This is a genomic window from Bradyrhizobium sp. MI1.3 (assembly GCF_055811695.1).
The window spans coordinates 1-17,798 of sequence record NZ_JBVVPQ010000107.1; the positions used below are offsets into that span (position 1 = coordinate 1).

The window sequence follows — 17,798 nt, forward strand, 5'->3', positions numbered from 1 at the left end:
GTTTTTCTGGATTTCTGGGCGAGCCGCCGCGGGGGCGGGGGGGGCCGGTTTGGGGGGCAGGGGTTTTTTTTTAGCGAGGAGGCCCGGGGGGGGGGGTTACCCCCGCCGCGAACCGGTGGGGAATGGCAGTTTTTTTCGCGGACAGCAAGCGGCGCTCTATTTCCAGGGCGGGCAAGGGGGGGCCGAACAAATAGCCCTGCATTTCGGTGCAGCCCTCCGCTGCGATCCGGTCCCGTTGCTCCGCGGTCTCCACGCCCTCCGCCGTCGTCGTCATGCCCATTCCGCGCGCCAGCGCCGCCACCGCGCGCACGATGCTGAGGGATGCCGCATTGTTTTCCACGCCGCTGACGAACGACCGGTCGATCTTGATCTTGTCGAAGGGGAAGCATTGCAGATAGGTCAATGACGAATAACCGGTGCCGAAATCGTCCATGGCGACCTTGATGCCGAGCGCCCGGAGCTGGTGCAGCGTCGTCAGCGTCCCATGCCTGTCCTGCAGCAAAACGCTTTCCGTGATCTCGATCTCCAGCCGCCGCGGATCGAGGCCAGAGGCCGCCAGGGTGCCGACGATCACCTCGGTCAGGCCCGGCTGGCGGAATTGCACCGCCGAGATATTGACGGCGACGTGCAGATGGTCCGGCCACCGGCTTGCAGTGGCACAGGCCTGCCGGATCACCCACTCACCGATCGGCACGATCAGGCCGATCTCTTCCGCAAGCGGGATAAAGCTGTTCGGCGCGACCAGTCCGCGTCGTGGATGTCGCCAGCGGATCAAGGCTTCGAAGCCGCTGATCTCGCCGCCGTCGGTCTTCACGACCGGCTGGTAGTGCAGTTCGAACTCGCCGGCGGCAAGGCCGTTGTGCAGGTCCTGCTCCAGCGCGCGGCGGCTTTGCGCCTCTTCGCCCATGGCCGGTTCGAAGAAGCAGTGCATGCCGCGGCCGTCGCTTTTCGCGCGATACAGGGCCAGATCGGCATTGTGCAGGAGTTGCTCGGGCGTCGAGCCGTCGCCGGGCGCAATGGCGATCCCGACGCTCGCGCCCACAATAGCCTGATGTCCGTCGAGCCCGAACGGAGCACTCAGGGCGCTGACAACATCACGCGCCAGCGTGTCCGCTTCGTTCGAATCGGAGATCGGCGACTGGAGGATGACGAATTCATCGCCACCCATACGCGCGACGGTATCGCTGTCGCGGGCGAGCTGCTTGAGGCGGCGGCTGACATCCTGCAGCAGGATGTCGCCGGCCTGGTGGCCAAGGGTGTCGTTGACGGCCTTGAACTTGTCGAGATCGATGTGGTGGATCGCGAACATCCCACCCTGTTCGAGCGCCTGCTTGAGGCGCTGACCGAGCAGGGCGCGATTGACGAGGTCCGTCAGCGCGTCGTGGTGCGCCATATGCGCGATCTGCAATTCCGCCTTGCGCTGCTCGGTGATGTCTTCGTGGGTCGCGACCCATCCGAGATCGGGCATCGGTCGGTGCCTGATCTTGAAGGTCCGCCCGTTCCGCATCTCGACGATGCTGTCCATGGCCTCGGCCGACGTGGCGACATCGGTCCGCCATGTGGCGTATTCCTCCCGCGTCATTGTCGGCACGCTGCCGGCTTCGAAGCGCAGGTCGAGGATCTCCTGGAGCGGCGTGCCCGGACGAACGCGGTCGGGCGGCAGGCCGTACATTTCGATATAGTGCGTGTTGCAGACCAGCAGCCGATGGTCGGCGCTGAAGAAGCAAAGTCCCTGCGACATGTTGTTGATCGCGATGTCGAACTGGAAATTGCGTTCCTGTAGCCGCGCACTGAGCTCTTCGCGCTCTGTAATGTCCTCGTGCGTCGCCATGCCGCCGCCGTCGGGCAGGGGATGGATGGTGTAGGCGATGATTCGTCCGTCGGCGAACTGCTGAACCGTCTGCTCGCTGACGACCGAACCCTCGGTGCGGGCACGGACATAGGCGCCGGCTTCTCCGCCGATGTTCAGGCCCAGTTCGAGCCGATGCTGGATCAGGTCCTTGATCGGCGTGCCCGGGTGCACCTGCTCGGGCGAGAGCGCGTACATCTCGCGGTAGCGCGGATTGCAGAAAATGACCCTGCGGTCGCTGCCGAACAGGATGATCCCGAGCCACAGATTATTGGCGGCGCACTTGAGCAGCTCGCCGAGCACGAGCGGATCAATGCTTGCGACCTCCTGATCATTCTCCGCCATGCGCCTTGCCCCCGAAACGACGCGATTAGAGCAGGCGGTGGTGAATCAGCCCAACAATTCGCCCAGTTTCGGGACATGTTCCTGAAACTGGGCGAACGCGAGGTTAAGGGCGGCGATGCCCGCCCCCTGGAAAAGAGGACGCCGACAAGAATTCAGAGATCGTTAACCATGTCGTCCCGCCGAACCGCGCGCGGTGCCGGCGGGATGGCGATGCCGCCCGATCAGTCGACCAGGATCACCCGGATATCGTTCACATTGGTCAGCGTGGGACCCGGCAGCAACAGGTCGCCCGTCGCCTCGAAGAACGTCGTCGCATCGTTGTTGTCGAGATAGGCCTGCGGCTGCAGCCCCTGCGCCCTCATCTTCGCGAACGTCGCCGCGTCGATCAGCGCGCCGGCGGGGTCGGTGGGGTGGCCGGCGCCGCCATCGGCGCCGTCGGTGTCGCCGGCGAGCGCGGAGATGTCAGGCGTGTCCTTCAAGAGGCCGGCGAGCGCCAGCGCGTATTCCTGGTTCGGGCCGCCGCGGCCCTGGCCGCGCACGGTGACCGTGAGCTCGCCGCCGGAGAGGATCGCCACGCGCTTGCCTTCCGCGCGGGCCTGAAGCGCCAGCCTGGCATGAGCGGCGGCAACGTCGCGGGCCTCGCCTTCGAGGTCGGCGCCGAGATCGATCGTCTCGTAACCGGCCTCCTGCGCGAGTTTCACCGCGGCGTCGAGCGATTGCTTCGGGCGTGCGATCAATTCGAAATGCGCGCGCGCGAAGGCGGCATCACCGGGCTTGCAGCTTTCGTTGGCGGGGTCATCCAGCGCGCGGCGGACGGCATCGTCGATATCGAGCTTGTATTTGGTGACGATGGCGCGCGCATCATTGAGCGTGGTCGGATCGGGCACGGTCGGACCGGAGGCGATCGCGGAGGGATCGTCATGCGGCACGTCGGAGATCGCGAGCGTCACGATCTCGGCGGCATTTTTGCCCGCGCGCGCCAGCCGCCCACCCTTGATCCGCGACAGATGCTTGCGCACGACATTCATCTCGCCGATCGGCGCGCCGGAGCGAAGCAGCGCCTTGTTGACCGCCTGCTTCTGCGCGAAGCTGATGCCGTCCACGGGCGCGATCCAGTTCGCGGAGCCGCCGCCGGTGAGCAGCACCAGGAGCAAATCGTCCGGCCCTGCCTCGGCTGCGAGCGCGAGCGTATCGGCCGCGCCCTTCAGGCCGGCTTCGTCAGGCACGGGATGACCGGCCTCGACCACGCGGATGCGGCGGGTCGGCACGCCGTAGCCGTGGCGCGTGGTGGCAATGCCGACCAGGCGTTCCGGTGCGAGCCCGAGCGCGTCGAGATAATGCCGCTCGGCGGCGGCGGCCATCGCGGCCGCGCCCTTGCCGGCGGCGAGACAGATCACGCGTCCCCTTGGCGCGGGCCGCAGGTGCGGCGCCAGAATCGTGCTCGGATGAGCGGCGGCAACGGCGGCGTCGTAGAGCGCGCGGAGCAGGGGGCGTCGATCGGACATGACGAAGGGCCTTGAGCGGACAGGAAAGACTGGCGGCAAACGCGCCGCTCACCTGCCTACCGCATCATGCGCCAAAGCGTAAGCCGGCTTCACCATCATTCGATTGTGCAATCGCGTGATCATAATCGACGCGCAAGCAAAAACCCCCTGCGATGGTTCGCAGGGGGTTTTCATCGTCGTGGGTATCAGGCGGTTAGCCGCCGACGTCGGCGCTGATCACGTCACCGAACAGCTCCCACTTGTCGCCCTTGAACTTCTCGAGCTGGAGCTGGCTGATCGGCGCGAAGTCGGTCGGAGAGGTGTTGATCTGCACGCCCGGCAGCAGCACTTCGGTGCGGAAGTTCTTCAGGCTGGCGGCCTGCTTCATGACGTTCGCGCGCGTGAGATCGTCGCCGCACTGCTTGAGGACTTGGACCAGGGTCTGCGCCACGCCGTAGCCGACGATGGTGCCATGGTCGAGCTTGTCGCCGTCCGGAAAGTACTTGTTCATGAACGCGACGAAGTCCTTCATGCCGGGATCGCTGTTCCACGCCGGATCCGAAATGTCCTTCAGGTAGTCGGCGGAGATGATGTCCTGCGAGTTCTCGAACCCGGCGGGCTTGAGCACGCTGCCGACGGACGCCGAGACGTTGTTGAGGAAGTGCAGCGGCTTCCAGCCGATCTCGGCATTCTTCTTGATTGCCTGCGCCGCGAATTTCGGCGTCGTGATGTTCATGAAGACGTCGGCGCCGGTCGATTTCAGCTTGACGATGTGGTTGTCGATGGTCGGCTCGGAGGTCTCGTAGCTCTCCTCCATGACGATCATCGACGCGGCCTTGGCGCCGAGGCCGTCCTTCAGGCCCTTGAGATAATCCTTGCCGTAATCGTCGTTTTGGAACAGCACGGCGATCTTGGCATCCGGCTTGTTCTTGAGCAGCCATTTCGCGTAGATCTGCGTCTCGCTCTGGTAATTGGGCTGCCAGCCCATGGTCCAGGGGAAATCCTTCGGGTCGTTCCACTTGGTGGCGCCGGTCGCGACGAAGAGCTGCGGCACCTTCTTCGAGTTCATGTATTTGTGAATCGCGGAGTTCGGCGGCGTGCCGAGCGAGTTGAAGATGAACAGCACCTCGTCGCTCTCGACCAGCTTGCGCGCCTGCTCCACCGTCTTCGGCGGCGAGTAGGCGTCATCGTAGCTGATGAAGTTGATCTTGCGGCCGTTGATGCCGCCTTCGTCGTTGATCTTCTTGAAATAGGCCGCTTCCGTCCGTCCGATGATGCCGTAGGCGGAGGCCGGTCCGCTGTAGGGCATGATGTTGCCGATCTTGATCTCGGTATCGGTCGCGCCGGTATCGTATTTCTTCTGGGCCGATGCAGTGGAGGCCGAGGCCGCAATGAGCGCGAGCGCGAGTGACGCGGCCGCAAGTTTGCCGGTGACAGCGGGCATTCCTATCTCCCTATTTTCTTGGTGTGTGCGCGTCCCTTTTCTTGTGTTGCCTGTTTTTGGTGACGCAGCCGCAATTCAATACGATTTACCGGACGCCTTCAACAGAAAGCCCCTGCGGCGGGGGCGCAGGGGCTGCTTCTTTAGTAGTCAGGGGCGCCCGCGCGCTCGTGTGCGACTGCGAGAAGGTGCATCCGTCTGAGTTGACGAACCGATCTGGAGCGAGTTTGAGTTGCGTGGCTTCAGTGGCCGAGCTCGCTCGAGATGATGTCCCCGAACAGCTCCCATTTCCGACCCTTGAACCGCATCATCTGGAGCTGCTCGATCGGGGCGAAATTATCGGCTGCGGTGTTGATCTTGATGCCGGGCAACAGGGTGTCGGGCTCGAAATCCTTCAGGCTTGCCGCCTGCTTCATGACGTTGTCGCGGGTGAGGTCGTCGCCGCACATTTGCAGCACCTTCACCATGGTCTGCGCGGCGGCATAGCCGAACACCACGCCGGCATCGAGCTTGTTGGCCTTGGGATCGTATTTGGCGAGGAAGTTGTAGAACTTCTTCATGCCGTCATCGGCATTCCATTGCGGGTCGGAGCCGTCCTTGGTGTAGCTCGCCGACAGGATGCCTTGCGAGATCTCGAGCCCCGCCGGCTCGAGCACGCCGCCGACGGAAGCCGAGACGTTGGAGATGATGTGGACCGGATGCCAGCCGATCTCGGCCGCTTTCTTGATCGCTTGCGCTGCAAATTTCGGCGTGGTGATGCTGACGAAGATGTCGGCGCCGGAGGCCTTCAATTTCACGACGTGCTCGTCGATCGCCGGCTCCGAAGTGTCGTAACCGTCTTCCAGCACGATCATCGAGGCCTTGGGCCCAAGGCCGTCCTTCAGCCCCTTGAGATAGTCCTTGCCGAAATCGTCGTTCTGGTAGAGCACGCCGATCTTGCCGTCCGGCTTCTCCTTCATGATGTACTTGGCGTAGATGCGCGCCTCGCTCGCGTAGCTCGGCTGCCAGCCCATGGTCCAGGGATATTGCTTCGGATCGTTCCACTTCGAAGCGCCGCTCGCCACGAACAATTGCGGCACCTTCTTCTCGTTCATGTATTTGCGAATGGCGCCGTTGGTGGAGGTGCCGAGCGAGCCGAAGATCAGCAGCACCCCGTCGCTCTCGACCAGCTTGCGGGCCTGCTCCACCGTCTTCGGCGGCGAATAGCCGTCGTCGTAGGAGATGAACTTGATCTTGCGGCCGGCGATGCCGCCCTCGGCATTGATCTTGTTGAAATAGGCTTCCTCGGCTTTGCCGATCGCCGCATAGGCGGAGGCCGGGCCGCTATAGGGCATGATGTTGCCGATCTTGATCTCGGTATCGGAAGCGCCGCTGTCGTATTTCTTCTGCGCCAGGGCTGGGCCGCTCATCGCAGTGCACAACGCGAATGCGGCCAGTACGCCCGCAACCTGAAATCGAACGGCAGTCATCTTTCTCCACCCGGAACGGATCGCCGCCGCATTGAACAAGATTGATGCGGGACGTCAACAAAAAGCCCCCGCGATCGTTCGCGGGGGCTTCTCGAGGTGTCGGACTATTGCGTCAGAGCGTCACTCGGTGGCGATGTCGCCGCTGATGATTTCGCCGAAGAGTTCCCACTTCTCGCCCTTGAAGCGCTGCATCTGGAGCTGCGCGATCGGGGCGAAGTCGGTGGGGCCGGTGTTGATCTTGACGCCGGGCAGCAAGGTGTCCGGTGCGAAATCCTTCAACGAGGCCGCCTGCTTCATGATGTTGGCCCGGGTCAGATCGTCGCCGCACATCTCCAGGACCTTGGCCAGCGTCGACGCTGCGCCGTAGCCATAGACCATGCTGGTGTCGGACTTGTCGGCACCCGGCATGTACTTGTCGACGAACTCGTTCCACTTCTTCATGCCGGGGTCGTTGGCCCACTGCGGGTCCGTGGAGTCCTTGGCATAGGCCGCCGACAGCACGCCCTGTGAGGCCTCGAAGCCGGCCGGCTTCATCACGCTGCCGACCGAGATCGACACGTTGGTGAGGATCTGCAGCGGCTTCCAGCTCAGCTCCGCGGTCTTCTTGATGGTCTGGGCCGCGAACTTCGGCGTCGCGTAGATCAGGAGCACGTCGGGATTGGCCGCCTTAATCTTGACGATGTGACCGTCGATCGAGGGCTCGGACACCTCGTAGCTTTCTTCCATGATGATCATGGACGCGCCCTTGGCGCCCAAGCCGTCCTTGGTGCCCTTGAGGTAGTCTTTGCCGAAATCGTCGTTCTGATAGAGGATCGCGATCTTGGCGTCGGGCTTTTCCTTCAACAGCCATTTCGCGTAGATCTGCGCTTCGCTCTGGTAGGAGGGCTGCCAGCCCATGGTCCAGGGGAAGTTCTTCGGGTCGTTCCACTTGGTGGCGCCGGTGGCGACGAACAGCTGCGGGATCTTCTTGGCGTTCAAATACTTCTGGATCGCGCTGTTCGAGGGCGTGCCGAGCGGGTTGAACACGACGATCACTTCGTCGCTCTCGACCAGCTTGCGGACCTGCTCCACGGCCTTTGGCGGCGAATAGCCGTCGTCATAGGTGACGAAGTTGATCTTGCGGCCGTTGATGCCGCCCTTGTCGTTGATCATCTTGAAATAGGCTTCTTCGGTCTTGCCGATGATGCCATAGGCCGACGCCGGACCGCTGTACGGCATGATGTTGCCGATCTTGATCTCGGTATCGGACGCGCCGGTGTCGTATTTTTTCTGGGCAAAAGCGGCGCCGGAGGTGAGAGTGATGACCGCCGTTGCCGTTACCAGCGCAGCGGTTCGCAGTGTTCTTTCAAAAAACAATTCGGGTCTCCTTGGCTTAATCAACGGGTTGTCAGTTCTTTCTGAGCCGGCCGACGAGTTGCTGGCCCATGATCGCGATCTGCCTCGCGCCGTGCGGCACCAGGTAGATGACGGCGAACAGGAGTACGCCGAATACGGCGCCGGAGAGGCCCTTGGAGATGCCCTCCGCCATGTTCGGCACGAAGATGATGAAGGCTGCGCCGACGAACGAGCCGGGCAGCCAGCCGACGCCACCGACGACCATGCCGAGGAACAGCGAGATCGCGAGCGTGATCGTGTAGCTGTCGGGCGCGACGAACTGCACGGCGATGGCGCCAAGCGAGCCGGCAACGCCGGTGATGCCGGCGGACACGCCGAAGGCCAGTGTCTTGTACAGTGCGACGTTGACGCCCATCGAGGAGGCCGCGATCTCGTTGTCGCGGATCGCCATGAAGGCGCGGCCCGAGCGGGAGCGCAGCAGGTTCACCGAGAAGATGTAGATCGCGAGCACGACCGCGAGCGAGAAGTAGTAGAGCCAGGTGTCCTGCGACATCGGCAACCCGAACGGCGCGTCGGGCTTGGTGACGACGAGGCCCTGCACGCCGCCCGTCCAGTGCTCGAGGAAGTTCAGCTTCAGCAGCTGCGGCATCGCGGTGGCAAGCGCAAAGGTCGCGAGCGCGAGATAGACGCCCGACAGCCGCAGTGCCGGCTTGCCGAACAGGTAGCCGAAGGCGAAGCAGACCGCGGCGGAAACCGGAATTGTCAGCGCATAGTTGACGTTGAAGTACTCCATCAGCACCGCCGACGTATAAGCGCCCACGGCATAGAAGGCGCTCTGGCCGAGCGAGAACTGGCCGGAGCCGCCCGTCAGAATGTTCAAGGCCAGCACCGCGAGCCCGTAGATCAGGAGCATCGTCATCTGGAAGATGATGAAGTTCTTGACGAACATCGGCACGATCAACAGCACCGCCAGCACTAACAGGGAGGTGCCCGTGCCCAGCGTCATCGCCCGCTTCGGAACCGCCTCGACGGCCGGGGCTTCCGTGACGACGTCTTCTGCAGCGCTCATGATCAAACTCGCTTGACGATTTGCCGGCCGAACAGGCCAGCGGGTTTGACGACCAGGACGGAAATGATCAGCGCGAGCGCGATCGGAAGCTTCAGCTCGTTGCCGACGCCGGGAATGTAGGTGCCGGCGAGGTTTTCGAAGACACCGACCAGGAAGCCGCCGACCACGGCGCCGAACGGGCTGGTCAGTCCGCCGAGCACCGCCGCGGCGAAGCCGTAGATCAGCACGCCGCCCATCATGTTGGGCTCGAGGAACACGACTGGTGCGATCAGCATGCCGGCGATCGCACCGATCGCGGACGCCATGCCCCAGCCCAGCGCAATCATCCAGCTGGTGTTGATGCCGACCAGCCGGGCCGATTCAGGCACGGAGGCGGCCGCGCGCATGGCGAGGCCGATCTTGGTGTACTGGAAGAAGAAGTAGAGGCCGAGCAGCAGCAGCACCGTGACGCCGATCATGCCGGCCTGGTGAGTCGAGATCAGCTGGCTACCGAGGAACGGCGAGGAGCCGAACGGGGTCGGATACTGCTTGATGGTGAAGTCCCAGATCAGACCGGCCGAGGAGTTGATGATCGCGAACAGCGCGATGAAGCCGGCGACGTTGGTCAGCACCGGCGCCTTGGCGAGCGGCTTGAACAGGATGCGCTCGATCGCGATGCCGCCGACAAAGGACAATGCCAGCGTGATCACGAAGGCGGCCCAATAGGGGATGCCCCATTGCATCAGCTGCCAGGAGATGAAGGTCGAGAACATCGCCATCTCGCCCTGAGCGAAGTTGAGATGGTCGATCGCCTGATAGATCATGACCACGGCGAGCGCCATGCAGGCGTAGATCGCGCCCGTGGCGATGCCGGCCAGCACTTGGTTGGTGAACAGCTCCATCGTGCCGGCTCCTCAGTAACCCAGGTAGGATTTGCGGATTTCTTCGTTGTTCGCGATGTCCTTGGCGTTGCCCGACATCACGATGCGCCCGGTCTCGATCACATAGGCCTGGTCGGCGAGCTCGAGCGCGAGCTGGGCGTTCTGCTCGACCACCAGGATCGACACCTTGTCCTCGCGGTTGATCTTGCCGAGGATGCCGAACAGGTCGCGCACGACTAGCGGCGCCAGTCCGAACGAGGGCTCGTCCAGCAGCATTAGCCGCGGCCGCAGCATGAGGGCGCGGGCGACCGCGAGCATCTGCTGCTCGCCGCCCGAGAGCGTGCCGGCCTGCTGCGTATGCCGCTGCTTGAGCACCGGGAAATGCGCATACATGCGCTCGATGTCGGAGACGATGCCGGCGCTGTCTTTGCGGGTGATGGCGCCGAGCTGGAGGTTTTCCTCCACCGTCATGGTGGTGAAGGTGCCGCGGCCCTGCGGCACATGGGCGATGCCGAACCGCACGATGCTTTCGGTGGAGCGGTTGTTCAGCGGCTTGCCGTCGAACTCGATGCCGCCGGTCGAGCGCACCATGTTGCAGATCGCGCGCAGCGTGGTGGTCTTGCCGGCGCCGTTGGCCCCCAGCAGCGTGGTCAGCGATCCCTCGCTGAGCGAGAAGGACAGGCCGTGGAGCGCCTGGACCTGGCCGTAATAGGCGCGCAGGTCCTTGACGTTGAGCAGCGTCGTCATTGGTCCTTGCTCCCGAGATAGGCCTTGATGACGTCGGGATCCGCCTGCACCTGGGCCGGCGTGCCTTCCGCGAGCTTCTTGCCGAAATTCAGCGCGACGACGTGGTCGGCGATCGACATCACGAGGCCCATGTGATGCTCGACCAGCAGCACGGTCATATGGCGTTCGTCGCGGATGCGGCGGATGAGGTCGCCGAGCACGTAGACTTCCTCGTGGTTGAGGCCGCCGGCGGGCTCGTCGAGCAGCAGGATCTTCGGATCGGCAGCGAGCGCGCGCGCCAGCTCGACGCGCTTCTGCGTGCCGAACGGCAGGCCCGACACGACGGTGTGGGCGACATCCTCGAGGTCGAGATAGGCGAGGATCTCATGCACCTTCTTGTTGACGTCGCTCTCGCTGCGGCGGACCCAGGCCAGCCGCAGCGAGTCGCTGATGATGTCGCTGGAGGTGCGGGCATGGGTGCCGACGCGGACATTGTCCATCACCGACAAATTCGGAAACAGCGCCACGTTCTGGAAGGTGCGGCCGATGCCGATCTCCGCGATTCGGTGCGGCGGGCGCGTCAGGATGCTCGCGCCCTCCATCAGGATGTCGCCGGACGACGGCTGGTACAGCCGCGAGAGGCAGTTGAAGAGCGTGGTCTTGCCGGCGCCGTTAGGGCCGATCAAGCCGAGGATCTGGCCCTTGTGCATGTCAAAGGACACGCCGTTGAGCGCGACGATGCCGCCGAACACGACGCTGACGTCGCGAACCGCGAGCAGGGGCGATGTCCCCTGCGCGAGCTGTGCCTGCGTCATCTCGTCTCGCCCACTGTGTTCAGTGAGCGAAGGGGCGATGTGAACCGCTCCCGATGACGACAAAGGCTATCTGATCCCCTCGGCCACACGCGCAACTTTCCCTCCTGATTTCAGCTTTTTGCTGACGTCTTTTTTGGAATGCGGCATCAGACCCCCAAGTGCCGCTTCGATGTTCCTTACCATCGCAAGCAGACGCGGTCCAATGTCGTTGATCAAACGCTCTTCCGTGAAGCGGAATGCCGGCGCGCCGCAATTGAATGCGTAAGGACCGGTTCCGTCGTTGAGCCTGAGCGCGACGCCGGCGGCGCCGATATCGTCGTGCCAGTCGCCGACCGAAATCGCAAATCCGTATTTCGCGACCGTCTCGCCGGAGCGTTCCAAACCGTCGCGCATCTTGGGCCAGCGGCTGCCGTAATGTTCGCGCAAGACACGAGACAGTTCCGCCCGATCGTTTTCCTCGAGCGCCCAAAAATAGGCGCGGCCCATCGCGCTGGTTGCAATCGGCACGCGGGAGCCGACGTCAAGTTGAACGCCGACCGTCTCGCTGCCGCGGCTTTGCCCGAAATAGATCATGCTGTGACGGTCGCGGCCGCCGACGGCAACGGCTCCGCCGGTCGCGCGCATCATTTCCTCGCGGAACGGTTCGGACAAATGCCGAACGCCGAGATTGGACAACGCGGCGTAGCCGAGCGCCATCGCGGCCGGCGCAAGCTGATATTTCTCGAAGCGGGGAACCGGCGTCAGATAGCCGAGCTTCGTCAACGTATAGGTCAGCCGCGAAACGGTCGGTTTGGGCAAATTGGTACGGGCCGCGATTTCCTGATTGCCAAGAAGTCCGTCGCTGGGCTGGAATGCGCGCAATACGTCTAGCCCGCGGGAAAGCGCGACGACGAAATTCCGATCGGTCGCTGTCTTCTTTCCTGTACGCTTCATCCCTGATCTGCTTCTTGCGCGGAGTCGTTGACAAGCCACGTGCTTCAAAATAACCCTGCCGTCAAGATGCGGAATTAAATTCCGCAGTGCGAAATTGAACAAAAGTTACCCCACCAAGGAGGGACACCGTGAGCGAAGTGGTCAAGTTTGAGCGTCATGACGAAGTCGGGATCGTCACGGTCGACAGCCCTCCGGTCAACGCGCTGAGCGCCGCGGTTCGCGGCGGAATTCTGGAATGCATCAAGGCCGCGGTCGCCGATCCCGCCATCAAGGGCATCGTGCTGACCTGCGCCGGCCGTACCTTCATCGCAGGCGCCGACATCACCGAATTCGGCAAGCCGCCGAAGCCGCCCGCCCTCAACGACGTGCTTTCCGAGATCGAGAATTCACCGAAGCCGGTCGTCGCCGCGATCCACGGCACCGCGCTCGGCGGCGGCCTCGAGGTCGCGCTCGCCTGTCATTTCCGTGTTGCGGTGAAGGAAGCCAAGCTCGGCCTGCCCGAGGTGAAGCTCGGCCTGCTGCCGGGCGCCGGTGGCACCCAGCGCCTGCCGCGCGCAGTCGGACCGGAGCTCGCGGTCAAGATGATCGTCGGCGGTGATCCGATCGGCGCTGCGGAAGCGCTGAAGAACGGTCTGATCGAGGAGATCGTCGAGGGCCCCGCCGCCGGAGGCGAAGCCTTCGTACGAAAGCTGCTGGCTGAAAAGCGTCCGCTGCGCCGCCTGCGTGACGACGACTCCAAGATCGCGGCGGCCAAGGCCGACCGCTCGATCTTCACCAATGCGGTCGCGGCCATGACCAAGAAGTCACGCGGCCTGGAAGCGCCGTTTGCGGCGGCCGACGCCGTCGGCTACGCCATCGACCTGCCATTCGATGAAGGGCTGAAGAAGGAGCGCGAGGGCTTCCTGAAGCTCGTCGCCAGCGATCAGTCCAAGGCGCAGCGTTATGCCTTCTTCGCCGAGCGCGAGGCCAGCAAGATCGCCGGCGTTCCTGAGGGGACCAAGCCGCGGCCCGTGAACCGCGTCGCCATCCTCGGCGCCGGCACGATGGGCGGCGGCATCGCGATGTCCTTTGCCAATGCCGGCGTTCCCGTCACTCTGATCGAGACCGGCGAGGAGCAGCTCAAGCGCGGCATGGGCATCATGCAGAAGAACTGGGAAGCGACCGCGGCGCGCGGCGGCATCCCGGCGGACGCGCCCGCCAAGCGCATGGCGCTGATCAACGGCGTCGTGGGCATCGAGAACGTCGGCGACGCCGACCTCGTCATCGAAGCCGTGTTCGAGACCATGGCAGTGAAGAAGGAAGTGTTCGGCAAGCTCGACCAGTACGTCAAGCCGGGCGCCGTGCTCGCCTCCAACACCTCGTACCTGAACATCGACGAGATCGCGAAGTCGACCAAGCGGCCGCAGGACGTGCTCGGCATGCACTTCTTCTCGCCCGCCAACGTCATGAAACTGTGCGAGATCGTGCGCGCCGACAAGACCGCGCCCGATGCCCTCGTCACGGCTGTCTCGATCGCACGCAAAATCGCAAAGGTGCCGGCCGTGGTCGGTGTCTGCGACGGCTTTGTCGGCAACCGCATGCTGGCCCAGCGCGGCAAGCAGTCGGAGAAACTGCTGTTCGAAGGCGCGCTGCCGCAGCAGGTCGACGCCGTCGTGACGAAGTTCGGCATGCCGATGGGGCCGTTCGCGATGGGCGACCTCGCCGGCCTCGACATCGGCTGGCGCTCGCGCAAGGACCGCGGCATCAAGTCGGAGATCGCGGATGCGCTCTGTGAAGCCGGGCGCTTCGGCCAGAAGACCGGCAAGGGCTATTACAAATACGAAGCCGGCTCCCGTTCGGCGCTGCCCGATCCCGAAGTCGAGAAGCTGATCGACGAGACGCTGCTTCGTTTGGGCCGCAAGAAGCGCGTCGTCAGCGACGACGAGATCCTCGAGCGCATGATGTATCCGATGATCAACGAGGGCGCGAAGATCCTGGAAGAAGGCATTGCCGCGCGCCCGTCCGATATCGACGTGGTCTGGCTCTATGGCTACGGCTGGCCGATCTACCGCGGCGGCCCGATGTTCTGGGCCGACACCGTCGGCCTCAAGCACATCGCCGATCGTCTCTCTTTCTATGCCAAGGAGACCAACGACCCCAGCCTCGAGCCCGCGCCGCTGCTGAAGAAGCTCGCGGCCGAAGGCAAGACCTTCGCGTCATTGGCCGCGACATCAAAGGCGGCGTGATTGGATTGGGCTCGGTGACCGCGAACACCTTCGCCAGGGCAACGCTCTCTCCGTTCCCTCCCCCCTTGTGGGGGAGGGTCAGGGAGGGGGGTAGCCCCGGGCGAGGTCCGAGTTCGTGGCACCCCCTTCCCCAACCCTTCCCCACAAGGGGGAAGGGAGCCCGTCTGTCCGTACCCGCCTTACGTTTGCAGAGCATTGATCGTTGATGACCCATCCCGGCGAACAGTTTTATCCCGAAGGCGTGCGCTGGGACGACACCATCGTCCAGGGCCCGCTGCCTGAACTGCTGGCAAAAGCCGCGGCAGAGTACGGACCGCGCACCGCGCTGGAATTCCGGGATCGTCCGATCACCTACACCGAACTCGCCGCGATGGCGGAGCGTGCGGCTGCCGCGTTCCTGCGCGCCGGCTGCGGCAAGCACACATCCATCGCGCTGTTCCTCGGCAATACGCCGGACCACCCCGTCAATTTCTTCGGCGCGCTGAAGGCCGGCGCCCGTGTCGCGCATCTCTCACCGCTCGACGGCGAGATCGCGCTGACCCACAAGGTCTCCGATTCCGGTTCGCGCCTGCTCGTCACCACCAACCTCGCGGCGCTGCTGCCGACCGCGCTGAAATTCCTGGAAAAGGGCCTGATCGACCGCCTGGTCGTCTGCGAGGAGGACAGTTGGGGCAAGGTCGGCACGCCGCAGGCCGCGATCCCCAATGATCCCCGCATCGTCACCTTCAAGGCCTTTGTCGAGGGCGCGACCGCACCGGCGCAGTGGCCATCCGTGACGATCGACGACGTCGCGCTGCTGCAATATACCGGCGGCACCACCGGTCTGCCCAAGGGCGCCATGCTGACGCACGGCAACCTCACCTCGGCGGTGTCGATCTTCGACATCTGGGGCAAGCCGTCCCGAGCCGCGCGTGGCGACGTGGTCGAGCGCGTGATCGGCGTGCTGCCGCTGTTCCACATCTATGCGCTGACCCTCGTGCTGCTGTGCTCGCTCCGCCGCGGCTATCTGATCTCGCTGCATCAGCGCTTCGATGTCGAAGCCGTGATGCGCGACATCGAGGTCAAGCGCGCGACCTATTTCCCGGGCGTGCCGACGATGTGGATCGCGATTGCAGCGCTCCCGGATCTCGACAAGCGCGACTTCTCCTCGCTCAGCACCATTGGCTCCGGCGGCGCGCCGCTGCCGGTGGAGATTGCGAGTTTCTTCGAGCGCAAGGTCGGCAAGAAGCTCAAGAGCGGCTGGGGCATGACCGAGACCTGCTCGCCCGGCACCGGCCATCCGCCCACAGGCCCTGACAAGCCGGGCTCGATCGGCCTGATGCTGCCCGGCATCGAGCTCGACGTCGTTTCCCTGGAAGATCCCACAAAAGTGCTGCCGCCGGGCGAAGTCGGCGAGATCCGCATCAAGGGCCCGAACGTCACCATGGGCTACTGGAACAAGCCCGAGGGATCCGCGGAGGCCTTCGTCGACGGCCGCTTCGTCACCGGCGACATCGGCTATGTCGATAGCGACGGCTATTTCTTCCTGGTCGACCGCAAGAAGGACATGATCATCTCCGGCGGCTTCAACGTTTATCCGCAAATGATCGAGCAGGCGATCTACACCCTACCAGGCGTGCACGAGGTGATCGTGCTCGGCATTCCCGACTCGTATCGCGGCGAGGCCGCAAAAGCCTTCATCAAGCTCAGGCCCGGCGCAAAGCCGTTCTCGCTCGACGAGCTGCGCGCGCAGCTCGCCGGCAAGCTCGGCAGGCACGAATTGCCGGCGGAGGTCGAATTCGTCGACGATCTGCCGCGCACGCCGGTCGGAAAGCTGTCGCGCCATGAGTTGCGCCAGCAGCAGAAACCATCACAATCCGCCCAACTTGTCACCCGACTTGCATCAGGAGATCGCTCTTGACCGACGCCGTCATCGTTTCCACCGCCCGCACCCCGATCGGGAAGGCCTATCGCGGCGCGCTCAACGCCACCGAGGGCGCAACCCTGCTCGGCCACGCCATCGGCGAAGCCGTCGCGCGCGCCAAGATCGACCCCAAAGAGGTCGAGGACGTCGTGATGGGCGCAGCGCTGCAACAGGGCGCGACCGGCGGCAACATCGCGCGCAAGGCGCTGCTCCGTGCCGGTCTCCCCGTCACGGTCGCCGGCACCACCATCGACCGGCAATGCGCCTCGGGCCTGCAGGCGATCGCGCTCGCCGCGCGTTCGGTGATCTTCGACGGCGTCGAGATCGCCGTCGGCGGCGGCGGCGAGTCCATCTCACTGGTGCAGAACGACAAGATGAACGGCTTCCATGCGCAGGACCCGGCGCTGCTCGAGATCAAAGGCGAGGTCTACATGCCAATGATCGACACCGCCGAAATCGTGGCCAAGCGCTACGGCATCTCGCGCGAGAAGCAGGACGAATATTCGCTGGAGAGCCAGCGCCGCACGGCCGCGGCCCAGCAGGGCGGCAAGTTCAGGAACGAACTCGCGCCGATCACCACCAGGATGGCGGTGACCGACAAGGCGACCGGTGCAGTCTCGTTCAAGGACGTCACGCTCTCGCAGGACGAGGGCCCGCGCCCCGAGACCACCGCTGAAGGTCTCGCCGGCCTCAAGGCCGTGCGCGGCGAGGGATTTTCGGTCACCGCCGGCAATGCCAGCCAGCTTTCGGATGGCGCCAGCGCGAGCGTGATCATGAGCGACAAGGAAGCGGCGAAGCGCGGGCTGAACCCGCTCGGCATCTTCCGCGGCTTCGTCTCCGCCGGCTGCGAGCCGGACGAGATGGGCATCGGCCCGGTGTTCGCGGTGCCGCGCCTGCTCAAGCGTCATGGCCTCACCGTCGACGACATCGGCCTGTGGGAGCTCAACGAAGCCTTCGCGGTGCAGGTGCTGTATTGCCGCGACAAGCTCGGCATCGACCCCGACAAGATCAACGTCGACGGTGGCGCGATTGCGGTCGGCCATCCCTACGGCATGTCGGGCGCGCGCCTCACCGGCCACGCTCTGATCGAAGGCCGCCGCCGCAAGGCGAAGTACGCGGTCGTCACCATGTGCGTCGGCGGCGGCATGGGCGCGGCGGGGCTTTTTGAGGTGTTGCAGTAGCCGTCGTCCTGGCGAAAGCCAGGACCCATACTCCGCAGCCGGAGTGTGGTGCTCAGACAGCCTTCGCATAACGAAGGCCGGTAGTAATGGGTCCTGGCTTTCGCCAGGACGACGAGGAAACAGGAGGATCCGATGGATCTCGCATTCACGAAAGAAGAGCAGG

The 17,798-nt window shown here is 64.2% G+C and carries 13 protein-coding genes; 3 read left to right on the forward strand and 10 right to left on the reverse strand.

The window, feature by feature from the left end; all coding sequences use genetic code 11:
• Window positions 1-70: 70 nt before the first annotated feature.
• The 10 genes from AC0L3A_RS37460 to AC0L3A_RS37505 all read right to left on the reverse strand — a co-directional run bounded on the left by AC0L3A_RS37460 (window position 71) and on the right by AC0L3A_RS37505 (window position 12,326).
• On the reverse strand, window positions 71-2,194 hold the full coding sequence (locus AC0L3A_RS37460; protein WP_473256283.1) for a putative bifunctional diguanylate cyclase/phosphodiesterase: 2,124 nt from the start codon (window positions 2,192-2,194) through the stop codon (window positions 71-73).
• 221 nt (window positions 2,195-2,415) lie between these two features.
• Window positions 2,416-3,699 (reverse strand): glycerate kinase type-2 family protein, encoded by a 1,284-nt coding sequence (locus AC0L3A_RS37465; RefSeq protein ID WP_007599703.1) that lies wholly within the window; start codon window positions 3,697-3,699, stop codon window positions 2,416-2,418.
• A 193-nt stretch (window positions 3,700-3,892) separates the two neighbouring features.
• Window positions 3,893-5,122 (reverse strand): ABC transporter substrate-binding protein, encoded by a 1,230-nt coding sequence (locus AC0L3A_RS37470; RefSeq protein WP_007599704.1) that lies wholly within the window; start codon window positions 5,120-5,122, stop codon window positions 3,893-3,895.
• A 239-nt stretch (window positions 5,123-5,361) separates the two neighbouring features.
• Window positions 5,362-6,588 carry an ABC transporter substrate-binding protein gene (locus AC0L3A_RS37475; protein WP_354200447.1) on the reverse strand — a complete coding sequence of 409 codons (1,227 nt, stop codon included), beginning with the start codon at window positions 6,586-6,588 and terminating at the stop codon, window positions 5,362-5,364.
• A 120-nt stretch (window positions 6,589-6,708) separates the two neighbouring features.
• Window positions 6,709-7,944 carry an ABC transporter substrate-binding protein gene (locus tag AC0L3A_RS37480; RefSeq protein WP_007599706.1) on the reverse strand — a complete coding sequence of 412 codons (1,236 nt, stop codon included), beginning with the start codon at window positions 7,942-7,944 and terminating at the stop codon, window positions 6,709-6,711.
• A 31-nt stretch (window positions 7,945-7,975) separates the two neighbouring features.
• Complete coding sequence (locus AC0L3A_RS37485) at window positions 7,976-8,992, reverse strand: branched-chain amino acid ABC transporter permease (protein ID WP_007599707.1); 1,017 nt, start codon at window positions 8,990-8,992, stop codon at window positions 7,976-7,978.
• 2 nt (window positions 8,993-8,994) lie between these two features.
• Window positions 8,995-9,873, reverse strand: a complete 879-nt coding sequence (locus AC0L3A_RS37490; protein WP_007599708.1) for a branched-chain amino acid ABC transporter permease — start codon at window positions 9,871-9,873, stop codon at window positions 8,995-8,997.
• Window positions 9,874-9,885: 12 nt separating this feature from the next.
• A complete protein-coding gene (locus AC0L3A_RS37495; RefSeq protein WP_007599709.1) occupies window positions 9,886-10,599 on the reverse strand; it encodes an ABC transporter ATP-binding protein in 714 nt (237 codons plus the stop codon).
• The gene (locus AC0L3A_RS37500; protein ID WP_007599710.1) at window positions 10,596-11,393 is read right to left on the reverse strand and encodes an ABC transporter ATP-binding protein; all 798 of its coding nucleotides are present in this window, start codon (window positions 11,391-11,393) and stop codon (window positions 10,596-10,598) included. Before AC0L3A_RS37500 ends, AC0L3A_RS37495 begins: the two co-directional genes overlap by 4 nt.
• Window positions 11,394-11,459: 66 nt before the next feature.
• Window positions 11,460-12,326: an IclR family transcriptional regulator gene (locus AC0L3A_RS37505; protein WP_007599713.1), complete on the reverse strand. Its 867-nt coding sequence runs from the start codon at window positions 12,324-12,326 to the stop codon at window positions 11,460-11,462.
• 128 nt (window positions 12,327-12,454) lie between these two features.
• On the opposite strand from AC0L3A_RS37505, the gene AC0L3A_RS37510 reads away from it, so the two are divergent.
• The 3 genes from AC0L3A_RS37510 (at window position 12,455) to AC0L3A_RS37520 (ending at window position 17,635) form a co-directional block, all read left to right on the forward strand.
• Window positions 12,455-14,551: a 3-hydroxyacyl-CoA dehydrogenase NAD-binding domain-containing protein gene (locus tag AC0L3A_RS37510; protein ID WP_007599715.1), complete on the forward strand. Its 2,097-nt coding sequence runs from the start codon at window positions 12,455-12,457 to the stop codon at window positions 14,549-14,551.
• 205 nt (window positions 14,552-14,756) lie between these two features.
• Complete coding sequence (pimA, locus tag AC0L3A_RS37515; protein WP_007599717.1) at window positions 14,757-16,451, forward strand: dicarboxylate--CoA ligase PimA; 1,695 nt, start codon at window positions 14,757-14,759, stop codon at window positions 16,449-16,451.
• Entirely contained in the window at window positions 16,448-17,635 is a 1,188-nt protein-coding gene (locus tag AC0L3A_RS37520; RefSeq protein WP_007599722.1) for an acetyl-CoA C-acyltransferase, read from the forward strand. The genes pimA and AC0L3A_RS37520 overlap by 4 nt, the downstream gene beginning before the upstream one ends.
• Window positions 17,636-17,798 lie beyond the last annotated feature (163 nt).

What these genes read in the sequence shown, in the direction of transcription:
- AC0L3A_RS37500 (WP_007599710.1), bottom strand. Translation starts at nt 11,393, where the DNA reads ATGACGCAGGCACAGCTCGCGCAGGGGACATCGCCCCTGCTCGCGGTT.
- pimA (WP_007599717.1), top strand. Translation starts at nt 14,757, where the DNA reads ATGACCCATCCCGGCGAACAGTTTTATCCCGAAGGCGTGCGCTGGGAC.
- AC0L3A_RS37475 (WP_354200447.1), bottom strand. Translation starts at nt 6,588, where the DNA reads ATGACTGCCGTTCGATTTCAGGTTGCGGGCGTACTGGCCGCATTCGCG.
- AC0L3A_RS37495 (WP_007599709.1), bottom strand. Translation starts at nt 10,599, where the DNA reads ATGACGACGCTGCTCAACGTCAAGGACCTGCGCGCCTATTACGGCCAG.
- AC0L3A_RS37470 (WP_007599704.1), bottom strand. Translation starts at nt 5,122, where the DNA reads ATGCCCGCTGTCACCGGCAAACTTGCGGCCGCGTCACTCGCGCTCGCG.
- AC0L3A_RS37485 (WP_007599707.1), bottom strand. Translation starts at nt 8,992, where the DNA reads ATGAGCGCTGCAGAAGACGTCGTCACGGAAGCCCCGGCCGTCGAGGCG.
- AC0L3A_RS37460 (WP_473256283.1), bottom strand. Translation starts at nt 2,194, where the DNA reads ATGGCGGAGAATGATCAGGAGGTCGCAAGCATTGATCCGCTCGTGCTC.
- AC0L3A_RS37505 (WP_007599713.1), bottom strand. Translation starts at nt 12,326, where the DNA reads ATGAAGCGTACAGGAAAGAAGACAGCGACCGATCGGAATTTCGTCGTC.
- AC0L3A_RS37465 (WP_007599703.1), bottom strand. Translation starts at nt 3,699, where the DNA reads ATGTCCGATCGACGCCCCCTGCTCCGCGCGCTCTACGACGCCGCCGTT.
- AC0L3A_RS37490 (WP_007599708.1), bottom strand. Translation starts at nt 9,873, where the DNA reads ATGGAGCTGTTCACCAACCAAGTGCTGGCCGGCATCGCCACGGGCGCG.